This window comes from Stutzerimonas chloritidismutans, from assembly GCF_038562055.1.
GTDB lineage: Bacteria > Pseudomonadota > Gammaproteobacteria > Pseudomonadales > Pseudomonadaceae > Stutzerimonas > Stutzerimonas chloritidismutans_A.
This window is the reverse complement of record NZ_JBCFXD010000001.1, coordinates 607902-625961: the sequence shown is the minus strand read 5'-3', so window position 1 is coordinate 625961 and position 18060 is coordinate 607902. Positions and strand designations below refer to the sequence as shown.

The window sequence follows — 18060 nt, the reverse complement described above, 5'->3', positions numbered from 1 at the left end:
TATCGCTGGTATTGCTCTATTCGGGACGCGGAGGGCAGCTTGTGGCTGCCCTCCGGCAAGGCTTACTGAGCCTTGTTGGCTTCTTCGGCGGCCTTGATCAGGTCGGCACCGATGTCGTTCTCGAACTTGCTCCAAACGGGCTTCATGGCTTCGCGCCACTTGGCACGCTCTTCCGGCGTCAGAACGAGAATCTCAGTGGTGCCGGCAGCCAGGATGTCCTGCTTGGCTTTCTGGTTCAGGGCATCGGCCTGCTTGTTCACCTCAACGGTGACCTCGTCGATGATCTCGTCCAGCTCGGAGCGCACGTCTTCAGGCAGACCTTCCCAGAACTTTGTGTTGGTGATCAGCATGTAGTCGAGCAGACCGTGGTCGGACTCGGTGATGTGCTTCTGAACTTCATGCATCTTCTGCGAGTAGATGTTCGAGTAGGGGTTCTCGGCACCGTTGACCACACCCGTCTGCAGGCCCTGGTAGACCTCGGCAAAGCTCATCTTGCGCGGGTTGGCACGCAGGGCCTTGAACTGCTCGTCCAGTACTGCGGAAGCCTGTACGCGGAACTTCAGGCCGCGGGCGTCTTTCGGCTCACGCAGTTCCTTGTTGGCCGACAGCTGCTTCATGCCGTTGTGCCAGTAGGCCAGGCCGGTAATGTTCTTGTCTTCCATCGAGCTCAGCAGCTTCTGACCGGCATCGCTCTGCTGGAAGCGGTCAACCGCCTGGATGTCGTCGAACAGGAACGGCAGGTCGAACACCTGAACGCCCTTGGAATAGTGCTCGAACTTCGCCAGCGACGGCGCGATCAGCTGTACGTCGCCCAGCAGCAGTGCTTCCATTTCCTTGCCATCGCCGAACAGGGACGAGTTAGGGTAAACCTGAACTTCAACCTTGCCGGGAAGACGCTCTTCAACGAGCTTCTTGAACATGATGGCACCCTGACCTTTCGGCGTGTTCTCGGCAACCACGTGGGAGAACTTGATCAGGATCGGGTCGGCGGCCTGGGCCAGGCTTGCCATACCGAGGGACAGAGCACAGGCGAGCGCTGTAGCAGTCAGCTTGAACATTGTTGTGTTTCCTCTTGTTGTGAATGAGCACCCGCATCGGGAAAGGGCGCTCGGCTGAAACCAGCAAGACAAGTCTAGGCGTAATTGATGACATCGTTGCGCCGCACGACGGCCCGGCTTGCCGATCCATGGATTAGCGGGAGCAAGTGCTGTGCCAGAAAGGGCAGCAGCCTCCCGTGTCGCGGGAGTTTACTCGTATGATGGCAAAATACTGACGAGTATTTCTCAGCTAGGCCGCTCTAGCCTGCAGGTTCTATACGGACGCGTGAGTCATGAGCGAGGGGCCTTGCTGCAGCCAAAAGCAGGGCCCGGCGACATGTCTGCCGGCAATGATGGACGGGTTACCCTGATCCCAGCCTTCAGTTGGCGGGAAACCGCCAGCTATTCGCCTTCATCGGGCGGGGTTCCGCCAGCATCGTTGAACACCAGGCCATGCTTACGCAGTTTGTCGTGCAGGGTTTTACGCGGCAGCCCCAGAGCCTCGGCGACACTGCGCAAGGAACCATGAGGCCGTGCCAGTTCGGCCGCGATCAGGGCGCGCTCGAACGCGTCCACCTGCTCACCAAGCCCGTTGGCTGCGCCGACGCCGGTGCCGTTGTCGTCAGCAGCGCTAGCGTGATCATCAAGGCCCAAATCAAGCCCGAGCGCGAAGCGTTCGGCGGTGTTCTGCAGTTCACGGACATTGCCCGGCCAGGGATGCCGGAGCAGTTGAGCACGCTGTTCAGGACGCAGCTCACGGATCGGCAGGGCGTGGCGGTTGGCGGCGGTTTCAGCAAAATGCTGGAACAGGAACAGCAGGTCTTCACTGCGTTCGCGCAGCGGTGGGATACGCAGAGGGGCGACGTTCAGGCGGTAATAAAGATCGGCGCGAAAGCGACCCTGGTCGGCGGCTTGGCGCAGATCCTCCTTGGTCGCAGCAATCACCCGGATGTCTAGGGGGATCGACTGATTGCCGCCCAGGCGCTCGACGATGCGTTCCTGCAGCATGCGTAGCAGCTTGACCTGGACGTCCAGGCTCATGCTTTCAATCTCGTCGAGAAACAGGGTGCCGCCATTGGCGAACTCGAACTTGCCGATACGACGCTTCTGTGCGCCGGTGAAAGCGCCGGCTTCGTGCCCGAACAGCTCGCTTTCGACCACCGACTCGGCAAGCGCCCCCGCATTGATTGCCACGAACGGACCGTTGCGACGGCTGGAAAGGTCGTGTAGCGCGCGGGCTACGACCTCTTTGCCCGCGCCGGTTTCGCCGAGGATCAGCACGTCCGCTTGGGTCCCTGCGAGCGCGCCTATCTGCTCGCGAAGGCGTTGCATGGCCGATGAATGGCCGAGCAGCCGGGTCGACAGTTGCTGACGGTCGGCCAGCGCCAGCCGCAGGCTGCGGTTGTCGAGAACCAGTTGGCGCAGGGCGAGTGCGCGGCGCACGCTGTCGAGCAGCGCCTCGCTGGGGAAGGGCTTCTCGAGAAAGTCATAGGCACCGGCGCGCATGGCTTGGACCGCCAGCTGGATATCGCCATGGCCGGTAATCAACAGAACCGGTAGCTCGCGGTCGATCGCGTGCAGTTGTTGTTGCAGCTCCAAGCCGTCGATTCCGGGCATACGGATGTCGCTGACCACCACGCCGCCCCAGTCCACAGGCAGCATCCCCGGCAGACCGCGCGCATCACTCAGGCTGAGCACCTTGAGCCCGGCGAGGTCGAGAGTCTGGCTCAACGCCTTGCGCAGATGGGGGTCGTCATCGACCAGGATGACCTGAGTTTGCGGGTCGATCGGGTGGGTCATGCTAGTCCTCGCTCGGAAAGGCAACGCCGGGGTCGGCGCAATGCAGATAGAGACTGATCTGCGCACCGCCCTCGGGATGGTTGGCCAGGATCAGTTCACCGTCCAGGGCGCGGGCCAGGGTATCGCAGATGGCCAGTCCCAATCCCAGCCCCTGAGCGCTGGTCTTGGTGGTGAAGAAGGGCTCGCGAGCCCGTTGCATCGCCTCGTCGGTAAAGCCCGGTCCGTTATCGCGCAATGTCAGCAGCACACCCTCGCCCTGGCGCTCGGCGCGCAGCCAGATGCGCCTCACCGGGGGACGCTCAACCAGGGCGTCCAGTGCGTTGCTCAAGAGGTTGGAGATGATCTGCCGCAGGCGCGTCTCGCCGGCCTGTACCCAGAGCGTGGCGTCGGGCAGGTCGCGAATCAGCTCGACGCCCATGGCCTGGCGCCGTTTTGCCAGCAGCGCCAGCGCGTCGTCCAAGGCGGGCTGCAGCGCGACCCGCTCCGGTGCATGCCGGTCGCGTCGAGCAAATGCGCGCAGATGAGCAATGATCGAGGCCATGCGCGCGGTCAGCTCGCTGATCAGGCGCAGATTATCGCGAGCCTCGTCGTTTCGCTGCTGGTCGAGCAGGACGCCTGCGTTGTCGGCATAGCTGCGAATTGCCCCAAGCGGCTGGTTGAGTTCGTGGCTGATGCTGGCGGACATGGTGCCGAGCGCCGAGAGTTTGCCGGCTTGAAGCAGCTCGTCCTGGGCACGGACCAGCTCTTGCTGGGCCTGCTCGCGCTCCAGCACCTCTTCCTTGAGGCGGCTGTTCAGGGCTTCCAGGTCGTAGGTCCGTTCCTGTACACGTCGCTCGAGCTGCTGGCGCGCCTTGGCATCCAGGGCGATGCGCTCGAGATAATGACGCCGCCGCTGCATCAGCAGGCCAAGCAACAGCAAGAGCGCCGCGAGGGTGGCTGCGCCGATGGCGACAACCGTCTGCACGGGCCGCTCGACCAGGCTTATCGGTGCCAGGATGCGCACCGTCCAGCCGGTTTCCTTGAGTTCGCGGCTCTGGATCAGCCAGGTATCGATATCAAGCGTCAGATCACGAGGTTCGAGCGTGGGGTAGGGACGTTCAGAGGCGATCTGCTCGCGCTCTTCAATATCCAGCGCGCGGCTGGCGCGAAACCGCCATTCCGGTTTCGAGGTGAGGATCACCACGCCGAAACTGTCGGTCACCATCAGTTGCTCGGGCGTACTGCCCCAGAGTGTTTCGGTATGGTCCAGATCCACCTTGACCACCAGTACGCCGAGGATCTCGTCGCCATCGCGGACCGCAGCCCCGAAATAGTAACCGCGCTTGCCTGACGTGGTGCCCAGGCCGAAGAAGCGGCCCAGCTCACCGGCCATGGCCTCTCTGAAATAGGGTCTGAAGGCGAAATTCCGACTGATGAAGCTGTCTTCCTCGTTCCAGTTCGATGCGGCCAGCGTGTTGCCGTCGGGGGCCATCAGATAAATAACGTCGGCGCCGGTTTCCTTGCGCAGCTGATTCAGCAGGCGGTTGGCCTGGTCCTTGGCCGCTGGGTTGTCAGGCTGGCGCAGCGCCGTGCGCAAGGTCGGCAGATCACCGAGGATGCGCGGCAGCACTTCATAACGGCGCAACGAGCCGAGCAGGTTGGCGACATAGAGATCGAGCGTCTGGCGGTTCTGCTCGATCAGCTCGTTGCTGTAATAACTTTTGGCCAGCTGTTGCAGCGGCCAGAGTAGCGGCGCCAGCAACAGCGCAACCACGGCCAGGTTGCGCCAACGAGGGCGGCGGGGGGAGTCGGGTGAGGTCATGCAGATGCGCCTGTGGTTCGGGCGCCATTATGCACGTCCAGCCAGCTTTGGCGCTTGCGGCTGGGTGAGCGGTGCAGTCAACTCTGTCGGCGTGCGCCAGCCTCTCGGTGCTATCAGACGCTTTGCGCAGCAGGAACGGCGTGCTCCGTCTGGGCATAAGGCACATCGCCAAGGCACTGCTGCAGGGCGGTTTCCCAGTTCGGCAAGGTAACCTGCCAATCGTGCTGCAGGCGCGCGCAGCTGAGGCGTGAGTTGAGCGGGCGCTGAGCGGCCGTGGGGTAATCGGCAGACCGGACCGGCTCGATCCTGGCGCGCAGCCGGCCCTGGTTCTGCAGGTGCTGAGCTATATGACAGGCGAAGCCGTACCAGGACGTCTCGCCGCTGGCGGTCAGGTGATAGAGCCCGCCGGGTCCACCGCTACCAGAACGTCGCTTTCGTACGATCTCTGCGGTGACTTGCGCGATAGTGCCCGCCCAGGTTGGCGCACCGATCTCATCATCGACCACCGACAGCGCGTCGCGCTCCTGCAGCAGCCGCTGCATGGTCAGCAGGAAGTTGCGGCCATGCAGCGAGTAGACCCAGCTGGTGCGCAGGATCAGGTGATCACCACCTACAGCCTGAATGGCCTGCTCACCGGCCAGCTTGCTCGCCCCGTATACGCTCAACGGAGCCGGCAAATCCTCTTCCCTGTAGGGCTCGGTCTTGCTGCCGTCGAAAACATAGTCGGTGGAATAGTGGATCAGCGGAACACCCAGGGCTGCCGCTTCCTCGGCGAGTACACCCGGGCCGGTCGCGTTTACCGCGAAGGCGCGCTCTCGGTCGCCTTGCGCCGAGTCGACGGCCGTATAGGCGGCTGCGTTGACGATCAGATCGGGGCGTAGCAGACGAACCTGTCGACGGATCTGTGTCGGTTCGGCCAGGTCCAGCAGCTTATGACCCAGCGCGAGGACTTTCCCTTCACCGGCCAACGCCAGTTGCAGCTCCCGAGACAGTTGCCCCGCGCTACCGGTGATCAGGATTTTCATGCAAACAGCTCCGCTTCGCTGAGTACCTTGCCGTCGATATCTTTCTGGGAAAGCTGGGGCGGTTCGGTGAACGGCCAATCGATGCCGATCTGCGGGTCATTCCAGAGCAAGGAGCGCTCGTGGGCTGGCGCGTAGTAGTCGGTGGTCTTGTAGAGGAACTCGGCGCTCTCGCTGAGCACCACGAAACCGTGGGCAAAGCCTTCGGGGATCCACAACTGGCGCTGGTTCTGCGCGCTCAGATGGACACCAACCCAGCGGCCGAAGCTCGGCGAGCTTCGGCGCAGGTCCACCGCGACGTCGAATACCTCACCGGCAACGACCCGCACCAGCTTTCCCTGCGGTTGCTGAATCTGGTAGTGCAGCCCGCGCAGCACGCCGCGCTGGGACTTCGAATGATTGTCCTGCACGAACTGGCGCTTGAGTCCGGTGGCCGCTTCGAAAGCCGCCGCGTTGAAGCTCTCGTAGAAGAAGCCGCGCTCGTCACCGAACACCTTGGGTTCGATGATAAGGACGTCCGGAATGCAGGTTTCGATGACCTTCATGCGTCTTCACCGGCCAGCTTGAACAAGTACTGACCGTAACCGGTCTTGCCCAGGGCATCGGCGCGCTGCAGCAGCTGCTCGCGGTCGATCCATTTGTGCTGATAAGCAATCTCCTCCAGACACGCAACCTTCAGACCTTGGCGGTGTTCGATGGTCTGCACGTACTGCGACGCTTCCAGCAGGCTGTCGTGGGTGCCGGTGTCGAGCCAGGCGAAACCGCGGCCGAAGCGCTCGACACTCAGGTCGCCGCGCTTGAGGTAAGCATTGTTGACGTCGGTGATCTCCAGCTCGCCGCGTGGCGAGGGCTTGATCGACTTGGCGATCTCGACCACGTCGTTGTCGTAGAAGTACAGCCCGGTCACCGCATAGCTGGACTTCGGCTTCGTTGGCTTTTCTTCGATCGATAGGGCTTTGCCGTTTTCGTCGAAATCGATCACGCCGAACCGCTCCGGATCCTTGACCCAATAGCCGAATACCGTGGCGCCTTTCTTCTGTGCCGAAGCACGCTGCAGCTTCTCAGTGAAGTGCTGGCCGTGGAAGATGTTGTCGCCGAGGATCAGGCACACCGAGTCGTTGCCAATGAACTCTTCGCCGATCAAGAAGGCCTGGGCCAGGCCGTCCGGCGACGGCTGCTCGGCGTAGCTGATGTTCACGCCGAACTGGCTGCCATCACCCAACAGATTCTTGTACTGCGGCAGGTCCTGCGGCGTTGAAATCAGCAGGATGTCGCGGATCCCGGCGAGCATCAGTACCGAAATCGGATAATAGGCCATCGGCTTGTCGTAGATCGGCAGCAGCTGCTTGGATACGCCCAGGGTGATGGGGTGCAGACGGGTACCGGAGCCCCCGGCGAGGATGATTCCTTTCATGCGTTCTCCAGGGCGCCGAGGCGCTCACGTTGATAGCTGCCGTCCTGGACGCGACGGCACCATTCGAGGTTGTTCAAATACCACTGCACGGTCTTGCGCAGGCCGGACTCGAAAGTCTCTTGCGGGACCCAACCGAGCTCGCGCTCGATCTTGCTGGCATCGATGGCGTAGCGCAGATCGTGGCCGGGGCGGTCCTTGACGAAGGTGATCAGGTCTTCGAAACGCTCCAGCCCTTCAGGCTTCTGCGGCGCTAACTCTTCGAGCAGGGCGCAGATGCCGCGCACCACGTCGATGTTCTTCTGCTCGTTGTGGCCACCGATGTTGTAGGTCTCTCCGACCTGACCTTCGCTGACCACTTTGAACAGGGCACGGGCATGGTCTTCGACGAACAGCCAGTCGCGCACCTGGGTCCCGTTGCCGTAGACCGGCAGAGGCTTGCCATCGAGTGCGTTTAGGATCACCAGTGGGATCAGCTTCTCTGGGAAGTGATAAGGGCCGTAATTGTTAGAGCAATTGGTGATCAATACCGGCAGCCCATAGGTACGCTGCCACGCCCGGACCAGGTGATCCGAAGAGGCCTTGCTCGCTGAATAAGGCGAGCTGGGCGCGTAGGGGGTTGTTTCGGTAAACAGGTCATCGACGCCGTGGAGGTCGCCGTACACCTCGTCGGTGGAGATGTGGTGGAAGCGAAAGGCTTCGCGGCGCTCGGCTGGCAGGGACTGCCAATACGCACGCGTCGCCTCTAGCAGCTGATAGGTCCCGACGATGTTGGTCTGAATGAATTCGGCCGGGCCGTCGATCGAGCGGTCGACATGGGATTCGGCGGCCAGGTGCATGATGGCATCGGGCTGGAATTCCAGCAGCGCTTCGCTGACGCGTTCGCGATCGGCGATATCGGCTTGAATGAATTGATAGCGGTCACTGCTGTGGACTTCGGCCAGCGACTCGAGATTGCCGGCGTAGGTCAGCTTGTCCAGGTTAAGGACGCTGTGCCCGGTGTCTTGGATCAGATGGCGGATCAGAGCAGAGCCGATGAATCCGGCTCCGCCGGTTACGAGAATGCGCATGATTGAGTGGCTTCCTTGGCGCGCTACAGAGCTACAGGCTCTTGGCATGTCGGCAGGATAGACCCGCCGAAAATACAAAAATTCCCACTCCCGGCTGTGAGGCACGAGCGGAGGTGAATGTGCCGGCCCGCGTTGTTCCGGCAAACCACTGGCCAGAGCCCTGCCCGCCATGGCGGGCCGGGTAGCCTATTTTTCTCACCGAGTTGCCGTGCGTAACGCGAGATTGTCCGGGGTCTGTCCAGACACTGCAGCGATTCGACCAGAACGAGGATGCTGGCAAGCGGCAAAAATGCAGTAAGATCATGGCGATATCAATCATTGGTGGCAATGGAATGCACACTTGTAACAAGCAATTGGCTGAGCTTCTGAGCCTGACCGCTCGCAGTTTGTCGCAACTGAGCGACGCACTGGCCACCCATTCGTTCGAGATGATGGCCAGCGAAGACCCTGCTGTGCGCATCGCCAGCCGCCGTATGGTGTCGCGGGTGGCGCAGATTCAGTCGAGCTTTGATCATCAGCTGCGCTTGGTCAGCGCGCTAACCGGGTTCGAGCACGCTGAGAGCGGTTCGCTTCTCAAGGTCGAACTGCAGCCTTCGCCCGAGTGCGACCCGCCCGCCAGCAACGACTGCTAACGCAACGACTGCCGCAGCCGCGACAACGCCCCGAGAAAGAACACCGAGCCGATCGCCAGCAGCGCCATCAGTTGTGGCCAGATGACCGAGACGCCCGCACCGCGGAAGAGAATGGCCTGTGCCAGCTCGACGAAGTGGGTGGTCGGCGCCGCCAGCATGATGTTCTGGATCAGCGTGGGCATACTCTCTCGTGGGGTTACGCCACCGGAGAGGATCTGCAACGGGATCAGCGTGAGGATCACCAGCAGCCCCAGTTGCGGCATCGAGCGCGCCACCGTGCCGAAAAAGATGCCCATGGACGTTGCGGCAAACAGGTGCAGTGCGGCACCACCGACGAACAGCAGCAGCGAGCCCTGAATTGGAATATCGAGCCAGCCCTCGACTACGAAGCGCAGGGCGAACGCTGCGGCGACCAGCACCACCAGCCCCATCGCCCAGACCTTGCCCAGCATGATCTCGACGGGCGTCACGGGCATTACCAGGAGGTGCTCGATGGTGCCGTGCTCACGCTCTCGGATCAGCGCAGCGCCGGTGAGGATGATCGCCAGCATGGTGATCTGGTTGATCACCTCGTTCACGGCGCCAAACCAGGCCCGATTCAGATTGGGGTTGAACGCCGTGCGCACCACGGCCTTGACCGGCAGGGCATCGCCGCTGCGGTAGTGGCGGACGAACTCGGCGGTCTCGCTGGCGATGATCTGCTGGATCTGACCGGCCCCGGTGAACGCCTGGCTGACCTGGGTGGCGTCTACATTGAGCTGGATTGTCGGCTGGCGACCGGCCAGTAAATCTGCCTGGAAGCCTGGTGGGATGTTCAGGGTAAAGGTGTAGAGGCCGGCATCCATGCCGCTGTCCATCTGCTGCAGGGTGATGTCCTTGGGCTCGATGAAGTAGGGCAGCTGGAAGGCGTTGACGATACGCAGCGAGGCCTGGGAGCGATCCTCGTCGACCACGGCAATGCTGGCGCGGTGTGGCGCTTCGGGCACGGCGGTGGCGCCTTCATAAATGGCCAGGGTGAATGAATAGATGATCAGCACCAGCATCGCTGGATCGCGGTAGAGGCTGCGCAGCTCCTTGAGACCGAGCTGGATGATGTTGCTGAGCTTGCGTCGAATGCTGGCCATGCTAGTGCTCCTGCTTGCGCAGGCCGGCGACGCTGAGCAGGGTCAGCAGCGGAATCGCCAGGAGCATCGGAATGAAATAGGGGTACAGGTCGGCCAGGCCCAGTGCCTTGGAAAACACCCCGCGGCTGATGATCAGAAAATGGGTGGTGGGATAGAGTTTTCCGATAAAGGCGCCGGCGCCCTCCATGGCTGAGGTCGGATGGATCAGCCCGGAAAACTGGATGGCTGGCAGGAGGGTAACGATGGTGGTGCCGAAAATGGCCGCGATCTGGCTGTTGAGGATCGAGGACATCAACAGGCCCAGCCCGGTGGCGCAGGCCACGTAGAGCAGGGCGCCAAGGCAGAGGGTCAGGATGCTGCCCTTGATCGGAATGCCAAAGACAAAAACGGCCAGCAACGCCAGGGTGGCGAAGTTGAACATGCCCAGGGCGATGTAGGGCAACTGCTTGCCGAGCAGAAATTCCAGGCGGGTGGTCGGGGTGACGTAGAAGTTGGTGATCGAGCCCAACTCTTTCTCGCGCACCACGCCGAGCGCGGTGAGCATCGCCGGAATCATCATCAAGAGCAGCGGAATCATCGCAGGCGCCATGGCCGGAAGGCTCTGCACGTCGGGATTGTAGCGGTAGCGGATGGCGACGTCGGTTGGCGCCAGTTGCCCGTCTACGCCGGCTTCGCGGGCCAGTTGCTGCAGGTAGGTCAGATGGATGCCCTGCACGTAGCCTTTGATGGTGTCGGCCCGCATGGGCATGGCGCCATCTATCCAGAATGCAACTTCAGGCACGGCACCGCGTTTGAGGTCGCGGCCGAAATTGGGTGGTATTTCCACCGCCAGACTGATATCGCCGCTGCGCAGGCGTGCGTCCAATTCTGCATGGCTGGCCAGCGCCGGCTTTTCCAAGAAGTAGCGCGAGCCGGCGATGTTCTGCAGGTAGTGCTGGCTGGTGGTGGTCTGATCACCGTCGAGCACGGCATAGGTCAGGTTTTCCACGTCGAAACTGACCCCGTAACCCATGATGAACATCAGCAGGACGCTGCCGAGCATCGCCAGCGTTGCGCGGATCGGATCGCGGCGCAGTTCCATGGCCTCGCGGCGGGTGTAGCTGAGCAGCCGACGCAGGCTGAAGCGGGCCTGGCGGCCGCTGGCGCGGGTCGCGTCGAGCGGAACCTTCGCAGCGGCTGGCGTCGCTGCTGGCTGCCCGGCGGTTTGCACGGCAGCGGCTTCTTGCAGGTAGGCGATGAACGTCTCTTCGAGGGTCGGCAGGCCGCGCTTGGCCATCAGCGCCTGTGGTGTGTCGCTGTCGAGCACCCGGCCGGCGTGCATCAACGAAATGCGGTCGCAGCGCAGTGCTTCGTTCATGAAGTGGGTGGAGATGAAGATGGTCACGCCGTCTTCGCGTGACAGCTGCACCAGCAACTCCCAGAAGCCGTCGCGGGCCACCGGATCGACGCCGGAAGTCGGCTCGTCGAGGATCAGGATTTCCGGGTTGTGGATCACGGCCACCGCCAGCGACAGGCGTTGACGCACGCCCAGCGGCAAGCGGCTGGGCAGGCTCTCAGCGTCGCCGCTGAGGTCGAAGCGCGTGAGCATCTCCCGCACGCGCGGACCACGCCGTTCGGCGGGCAGGTGGAACAGCCGTGCGTGCAGGTCGAGGTTCTGCCGCACGGTCAGTTCGCTGTACAGCGAGAACGCCTGGGACATGTAGCCGACCCGCTGGCGGGTCTGCATGTCATGCGGGTCCACCGGCTTGCCGAACAGCATTGCCTCGCCCTCGCTGGCTGGCAGCAGCCCGGTGAGCATTTTCATGGTGGTGGTCTTGCCGCAGCCGTTGGAGCCGAGGAAACCGAAGATCTCGCCGCGGGCGATGCGGAAATTGACCCGGTCTACCGCCACGAAATCGCCGAAGCGCATGGTCAGCCCGTGGGCCTCGATGGCGACGCTGTCGCTCGGCGGCTGCGGCGGGATGACCAGTTCGCGGTGCTGACTGCGCTTGGCGTCCGGCAGCAGACGGATGAAGGCCTGCTCCAGGGTGTCGCTGCCGGTGCGCGCCAGGAGTTCAGCCGGCGTGCCGGTGGCCAGCACCTGGCCGGCGTCCATCGCCACCAGCTGGTCGAAGCGCTGCGCCTCGTCCATGTAGGCAGTGGCCACCAGCACGCTCATCTGCGGGCGCTCGCGGCGGATGCGTTCGATCAATTCCCAGAACTGCGCGCGTGACAGCGGATCGACGCCGGTGGTGGGCTCGTCGAGGATCAACAGGTCGGGGTCGTGGATCAGTGCGCAGCAGAGGCCCAGCTTCTGCTTCATGCCGCCGGAGAGCTTGCCCGCCGGGCGCTCGAGGAAAGGCGCAAGACCCGTGCTGCGCGTCAGTTCGGCAATGCGCCAGCGGCGCTCCTCGGCTGCTTGGCCGAACAGGCGACCAAAGAATTCGAGGTTTTCGCGCACAGTCAGTGTCGGATAAAGGTTCTTGCCCAGCCCCTGAGGCATGTAGGCGATGCGCGGGCAAACCCTGCGCCGGTGGCTGGCGTCAGCGATGTCACCGCCGAGCACCTGTAACGTGCCCTGCTGGAGCTTGCGCGCGCCGGAAATCAGGGCCAGCAGGCTGGACTTGCCCACGCCATCGGGACCGATCAAGCCGACCATGCATCGGGCGGGCAAACTCAGCGTCAGCTCATCCAGCGCTCGCGCCTTGCCGTATTGCAGGCTGACCCCCGCCACCTGCACCACTGAATCGAGCGGCTCGCTCATGGCGTGACATTGATCTGCAGGTCGGCGGGCCACTCGCTGTCAGCGTCGAGCTTCAGATAGGCCATGCCCGGCAGGCCGGTCTTGACCTGCTCCATGTGACGCTTGAGGAGTTCGTGATCGATGCGCGCCTTGACCCGGAACATCAGTTTTTCGCGCTCGCTTTCGGTTTCCACGGTCTTCGGCGTGAATTGCGCCACGCTGGCCACATAGCTGACTTTGGCCGGGATCACGTACTGCGGAGCGGCGTCGATCACCAGGCGTACCTCGGCGCCGATTGCCACACGGCCGGCCTGACGTTCGGGAAGAAAGAAGGTCATGTAGACGTCGGTCAGATCGACCAGGTTTAGCAACTTGCCCCCCGCGCCGAGCACTTCGCCGGGTTGCGCCACCCGGTATTGCACGCGAGCCACCCGGTCGCTTTTCAATTCGCTGTCACGAATGTCCGCGTGCAGGCGCTCGACCCCGGCCTGCGCCGCTTCGACAGCTGAGCGCGCCTCGACCACCTGTGACCTCGCGGCGGCAATGCCGGCGTCGGCCGAGATCACCTGCGAACGTGCGGCGGCCAGCGCCGCCTGGGCGCTTTGCATCGCGGCCAGGTCATCGTCGAGTTGCTGGCGCGCCATGGCGTTGCGTGCGACCAGGGTTTCGGTACGCTGGTGGCGCTTCTGGGCCGCGGTCAGTTCGGCTCGGCGCTGGGTCACCACGGCTTCGGCGGTGGCGCGTTCGCTTTCCCGCTGGGCGACCATGGCCTCGGCGGTAAGGATGGCGTTCTCGCCCTGGCGGACCTGCGCGCGCGCCTGGTTCAGTTGCGCCTGGAGTACATCGGTATCCATACGGGCCAATACCTGGCCCGGTTGGACGAAATCGCCCTCGTCCACGAGGATTTCCAGTACCCGGCCGGGACTCTTGGTGGCGACATCGATTTCGGTCGCTTCGATACGACCGTTACCGCTGGCGAAACCTTCGCCGAGACCGCTGGGGCGCAGTTCGCTCCACAGCAGCGCCCCGATGACGGCAATCACGGCGACGGCCGCAAGCACCTTGAGGATGGCTCGGGTGCGTGGCTGACTCATGACTCTGCTCCGGCTGTTGAATGTGCGGAGTCATCTTAGGCGCTCTAATACGCAGTTTGTGTGTATCTGGATCAATTCCGGCGCGATTAGCGCCTACCGTACGGCATTTACTCAGGGCTGTTGTCCGGCATGGCGCAGCGTCCACTCGAGAATTTCGGCGCTGAGCCTGTCGCTGGCTTGGCCGAAGGCCTCGACCACGCTTTCCACGCTGGGGTCGGCACTCGGCTGGCGTACTTCGAAGCGGCGATTGGCCAGGGTGCGCTGGTCGTTGCGATTGACCAGTCGCGCATCGAGCGTGATCACCACCACGGGCTTGCCATCGATGTAAACGGCTTGGAAAGCCCGCAAATCGCTGTGCAGGCTTAGGTCAGCATAGAGGTTGACGTCTTCGTTGCTGACCGAGGGCATGCGCCCGTCACGTTGGAAGGCTTCGATCAACCGGTCACGCAGCAACGCCGGCGCCGCATCGCTCCAGCGTGCGCTGCCGTAGGCGCTGATCTCGTTGCCTTGTGGCACCACGGCGATGCGTTGACTGGCGAGAATCCGGCTGGCCTGCGGGGTGTTGATACGCAGCGCCTGCTGGATGGTCGGTTGGGTGGCCTGTTGCGGTGTCGGAGAGGTCGGCAGCAAGAATATGCGCAGGGTCTCGGATTCCGGCAGAACCGAACAGGCGGTGAGCGCCGTGATCAGTCCGAGCAGGGCGAGGCGTAACATGGAACGGTGGCGAAGGCTCATGGGTTGAACTCCTGCACTTTGTCGCGGCCGAGGAGGAATCCGCTGGGGTTGTCTTCCAGGCGCTGGGTGACACGGCGCAGCGCCCCGAGGGTGCTGCGCAGCTCGTTGATCGCCGGGCCGAGTTCGTTGAAGCCCTGCATGCCGTTGTTCAGCGCGCCCTGGTTTTCTTCGAGCAGGGTGTCCAGGCGGGAGGTGGTGCGGTCCAGCGCGCTCATCGATTGCGCCGCGCTGGTCAGCACGCTGCGGCCCTGATCGTCGAGCAGGCCGTTGGCGTTGCGGGCCAGGCTCGACAGCTCACCCATCACGGTATTGGCCTGTTGGCTCAGTTGGTTGAATTGCTGAAGGGTCTGGGCAAGATCGCCGCGTTGCTCCGAGAGCACGCTGGTGGCCTGTTCCAGGTGCTCCAGCGTGCGGCTCAGGCGAGTGGTGTTTTCCTCGGAGAAGATCTGGTTGGCGCTGAGCAGCAGGTTGTTGATGTTGCTCATCAGGTCTTCGCCGTTTTCCAGCAGTGCGCTGAGCGAAGACGGATCGGCGATGATCAGCGGTGGATCGTCCCTGTCTCCTTCGAGCCGTGGGGCCTCCGGGGTGCCGCCGTGCAGCTGGATGACCATGCTACCGGTGATATTGGCCAGCGCCAGGCGCGCCTGGGTATCAGTCTTGATCGGGGTGCCGGCGTAGACACGAATGCGCGCGCGAACCTTGCGCGGGTCGTCCGGCTGCAACCACAGCTCGGTGACATCGCCGACCTTGATGCCGCTGTATTCCACCGAGCTGCCACTGGACAGCCCGCTGACGGCCTGGCTGAAGCCGATGTCGTAATAGCTGTATTCGCGGTCCATGCTGGATTTACCCAGCCACAGAGCGAAGAGCAGGGCGCAGCCAACCGCGACCACGGTGAACAGTCCGATCAGTACATGATGGGCACGGGTTTCCATTAGGGGTTCTCCAACCGTTGCGCGGCTTCGTGCGCGGCGCGGCCACGCGGGCCGTGAAAATATTCGCGAATCCATTCGTCGTCAGTGGCGGCGACCTTTTCCAGCGTGTCGACCACCAGGACGCGTTTCTGCGCCAGCACAGCAATGCGATCGCAGATGGTGTACAGGGTGTCGAGATCATGAGTGACCAGAAACACACTGAAACCCAGCGCATCGCGCAGGGTCAGGATCAACTGGTCGAAGGCCGCTGCGCCGATCGGGTCGAGACCGGCGGTGGGTTCGTCGAGGAACAGCACTTCCGGGTCCAGTGCCAGCGCGCGGGCCAGCGCGGCGCGCTTGACCATGCCACCGGACAGCTCGTCGGGATATTTGCAGGCGGCCTCCGGCGGCAGGCCGGCCAGCGCCAGCTTCTGCCGCGCCAGGTGTTCGGCATCGGCGCGCTTGAGGCCGATGTGCTCGATCAGCGGCAGGGCAACGTTTTCCTGCAGATTGAGCGAGGTGAACAGGGCCCCGCGCTGGAACAGCACGCCGAAGCGTCGCTCGACTTCCGAGCGGCGCTGGGCTGAAAGCTTCAGCAGGTTCTCGCCAAACACCTTGACGCTGCCTGCATTTGGCTGGCGCAGGCCAACGATGCTGCGCAGCAGCACCGATTTACCAGTGCCAGAGCCGCCAACCACGCCAAGAATCTCGCCGCGGCGGATGTTCAGGTCGAGATTGACGTGCACCGCCTGATTGCCGAAGCGGTTGACCAGCCCCTGGACCTGAATCACGGGATCGTCATTCACCAGCCCATCTCCATGAAGAACAGCGCGGCAACGGCGTCCAGCAGGATCACCATGAAGATCGACTGCACCACGCTCGAGGTGGTGTGTTCGCCTACCGACTGGGCGCTGCCGCTGGCCTTGAAGCCTTCCAGGCAGCCGATTACCGCGATCAGGAAGGCGAACACCGGCGCCTTGCCCATGCCCACCAGGAAGTGATTGAGCGGAATATCCCGCTGCAGGATGGTGAAGAACATCGCCGGCGAGATATCCAGCGCCAGTGAGCAGACCACCAGCCCGCCGACGATGCCGCTGAGAATGCCGATAAAGGTCAGGATCGGCAGCGTGATCAGCATCGCCAACACCCGCGGCAGCACCAGCAGCTCGATGGGGCTCAAGCCAAGGGTACGAATGGCGTCGATTTCCTCATTGGCTTTCATCGCACCGATCTGCGCGGCAAAAGCGCTGGCCGTGCGCCCGGCCAGCAGGATAGACGCCAGCAGCACGCCAAATTCACGCAGGAAGGAAAAGGCCACCAGGTTGACCGTATAAATGGTGGCGCCGAAATCGGCCAGCACCGTGGCGCCGAGAAAGGCCACGACCGCACCGACCAGAAACGTCAGCAGAGCGACGATGGGGATCGCGTCCAAGCCGGTCTGCTCGATGTGCACCACCAGTGCGGTGATCCGCCAGCGGCGCGGGTTGGGGAGCGCCGTGAACAAGGTCTGCAGGGTCAGACCAATGAAACCGAGCAGGGTGCGTTGCTGGTTCCAGACGCCCGACACGCTGCGCCCTACATCAGCCAGCACATCGGCCAGGCCGTTGGTTGCCGGCGCCTGTTCGGCTTCTGGTTGGTCCAGCGCGGCGGCCACGGTTTTTAGCAAGGCCTGGCGCGCGGCGGGCAGCTGTGACGCCCCTTCGCTCAGGCGGGCAATCCGCTCGGGGCCGAGGAGTTCGATCAGCAGTCCGGCACCGGCGGTATCCAACTCGCCAAGCGAGTCGAGTTCGAGCTGGTCGGAGTCGGTGATCTGGCGCCGCGTGCGCTCGACTTCGCGCCGCAGCGTCGCGTAGTGCTGCAGGGTCCAGTCGCCGCCAATGGTGAGTATGGCGTATGCGTTCTGTGTGGGCTGGCGCTGCAGACTGCCTGGCAGCGAAGTGGGGTGCGTCAAAGTGGTATCCCGTTGTGCTGGTAGCGGAGCGCGGAGCATGCCGTTCCCCGTAGCATTGCCCAGATCCTACCAGCTCGGACCTCGAACACGAGGTTACGTTTGGGTCTCCAGGGTTGTGAATGCGAGCCGTCGGTCATGGCAGCGCAATTTGTTACAGGCCCGCACGAACTATCGATGGCTTTGGTCCTCCATAGCGTGCACGCCGACGACCATGCTCGGTACGCATCGCGTCAAGGGGCTGCTATGTTACGCCGCCTTTGTTGTCGTCTTCATCACGCCCGCGATTCGGGCCCTGCCAAATTTCAACTTTTCCATCTCAGCGAGAGCTTCCGATTGCCTATGAATTACGTGCGCATCCTGCCGTTCCTCGCGGTGTTAGCAATCATCCTTTTCAGCGGGCTGCGGCCCGAACCGGTCCCCCAAGTCTTCGATCAGCAGGACAAGCTTCATCACATGCTTGGCTTTGCCGCATTGATGTTCTCCCTGCGCCTGGCTTTTCCGCAGTGGCACGTATTCTGGGCCGTGGCGGTGAGCCTGGTCGCGGCCACGCTGATTGAGGTCGGTCAGAGCCTGCTGCCCAATCGGCAGGCGTCGCTGGGCGACATGCTCGCCAATACTCTAGGCGTTCTGCTCGGGTGGGGTTGCTCATACCTGGCTTACCAGTGGTACCTGCGCCGGATCGGCGTAACCACAGATCCTGAGACCTCCGAGTCGCCCGAGCGGCTCGGCGACCCCGCCCGACCCTGA

Annotated in this window: 16 protein-coding genes; 2 read left to right on the top strand and 14 right to left on the bottom strand. The window is 63.0% G+C overall.

Annotated features, from left to right (window positions below):
• Positions 1-62: 62 nt before the first annotated feature.
• The 7 genes from dctP to rfbB all read right to left on the bottom strand — a co-directional run bounded on the left by dctP (position 63) and on the right by rfbB (position 8141).
• Positions 63-1058: a C4-dicarboxylate TRAP substrate-binding protein DctP gene (dctP, locus tag AAGW23_RS02785; protein WP_342404833.1), complete on the bottom strand. Its 996-nt coding sequence runs from the start codon at positions 1056-1058 to the stop codon at positions 63-65.
• Positions 1059-1439: 381 nt separating this feature from the next.
• Positions 1440-2837 (bottom strand): sigma-54 dependent transcriptional regulator, encoded by a 1398-nt coding sequence (locus tag AAGW23_RS02780; protein WP_342404832.1) that lies wholly within the window; start codon positions 2835-2837, stop codon positions 1440-1442.
• A 1-nt stretch (position 2838) separates the two neighbouring features.
• A complete protein-coding gene (locus tag AAGW23_RS02775) occupies positions 2839-4638 on the bottom strand; it encodes a sensor histidine kinase (protein ID WP_342404831.1) in 1800 nt (599 codons plus the stop codon).
• A 113-nt stretch (positions 4639-4751) separates the two neighbouring features.
• Positions 4752-5663, bottom strand: a complete 912-nt coding sequence (gene rfbD / locus AAGW23_RS02770) for a dTDP-4-dehydrorhamnose reductase (protein ID WP_342404830.1) — start codon at positions 5661-5663, stop codon at positions 4752-4754.
• Entirely contained in the window at positions 5660-6205 is a 546-nt protein-coding gene (rfbC, locus tag AAGW23_RS02765) for a dTDP-4-dehydrorhamnose 3,5-epimerase (protein ID WP_342404829.1), read from the bottom strand. The genes rfbD and rfbC overlap by 4 nt, the downstream gene beginning before the upstream one ends.
• A complete protein-coding gene (gene rfbA, locus AAGW23_RS02760; protein WP_342404828.1) occupies positions 6202-7074 on the bottom strand; it encodes a glucose-1-phosphate thymidylyltransferase RfbA in 873 nt (290 codons plus the stop codon). The genes rfbC and rfbA overlap by 4 nt, the downstream gene beginning before the upstream one ends.
• Positions 7071-8141: a dTDP-glucose 4,6-dehydratase gene (gene rfbB, locus AAGW23_RS02755; protein WP_342404827.1), complete on the bottom strand. Its 1071-nt coding sequence runs from the start codon at positions 8139-8141 to the stop codon at positions 7071-7073. Before rfbB ends, rfbA begins: the two co-directional genes overlap by 4 nt.
• A 332-nt stretch (positions 8142-8473) precedes the next feature.
• Here rfbB and AAGW23_RS02750 point away from each other — a divergent pair, with 332 nt between their 5' ends.
• Positions 8474-8773 (top strand): hypothetical protein, encoded by a 300-nt coding sequence (locus tag AAGW23_RS02750; protein ID WP_342404826.1) that lies wholly within the window; start codon positions 8474-8476, stop codon positions 8771-8773.
• On the opposite strand, the gene AAGW23_RS02745 is transcribed toward AAGW23_RS02750, so the two are convergent.
• The 7 genes from AAGW23_RS02745 to AAGW23_RS02715 form a co-directional block, all read right to left on the bottom strand.
• On the bottom strand, positions 8770-9897 hold the full coding sequence (locus tag AAGW23_RS02745; protein WP_342404825.1) for an ABC transporter permease: 1128 nt from the start codon (positions 9895-9897) through the stop codon (positions 8770-8772). The two genes, AAGW23_RS02750 and AAGW23_RS02745, sit on opposite strands and share 4 nt — an antisense overlap.
• Position 9898: 1 nt before the next feature.
• Positions 9899-12640: a ribosome-associated ATPase/putative transporter RbbA gene (gene rbbA / locus AAGW23_RS02740; RefSeq protein ID WP_342404824.1), complete on the bottom strand. Its 2742-nt coding sequence runs from the start codon at positions 12638-12640 to the stop codon at positions 9899-9901.
• Positions 12637-13713, bottom strand: coding sequence for an HlyD family secretion protein (locus AAGW23_RS02735; RefSeq protein ID WP_342404823.1), 1077 nt, complete (start codon positions 13711-13713; stop codon positions 12637-12639). The genes rbbA and AAGW23_RS02735 overlap by 4 nt, the downstream gene beginning before the upstream one ends.
• A 111-nt stretch (positions 13714-13824) precedes the next feature.
• Positions 13825-14448, bottom strand: coding sequence for an ABC-type transport auxiliary lipoprotein family protein (locus AAGW23_RS02730; RefSeq protein WP_342404822.1), 624 nt, complete (start codon positions 14446-14448; stop codon positions 13825-13827).
• Entirely contained in the window at positions 14445-15383 is a 939-nt protein-coding gene (locus AAGW23_RS02725) for an MlaD family protein (RefSeq protein WP_342404820.1), read from the bottom strand. The genes AAGW23_RS02730 and AAGW23_RS02725 overlap by 4 nt, the downstream gene beginning before the upstream one ends.
• Positions 15383-16168, bottom strand: a complete 786-nt coding sequence (locus AAGW23_RS02720) for an ABC transporter ATP-binding protein (RefSeq protein WP_418952684.1) — start codon at positions 16166-16168, stop codon at positions 15383-15385. Before AAGW23_RS02720 ends, AAGW23_RS02725 begins: the two co-directional genes overlap by 1 nt.
• Positions 16165-17313 (bottom strand): ABC transporter permease, encoded by a 1149-nt coding sequence (locus tag AAGW23_RS02715; protein ID WP_342404818.1) that lies wholly within the window; start codon positions 17311-17313, stop codon positions 16165-16167. The genes AAGW23_RS02720 and AAGW23_RS02715 overlap by 4 nt, the downstream gene beginning before the upstream one ends.
• 339 nt (positions 17314-17652) lie before the next feature.
• Between AAGW23_RS02715 and AAGW23_RS02710 the strand changes: the two genes are divergently transcribed.
• Complete coding sequence (locus tag AAGW23_RS02710) at positions 17653-18060, top strand: VanZ family protein (protein ID WP_342404946.1); 408 nt, start codon at positions 17653-17655, stop codon at positions 18058-18060.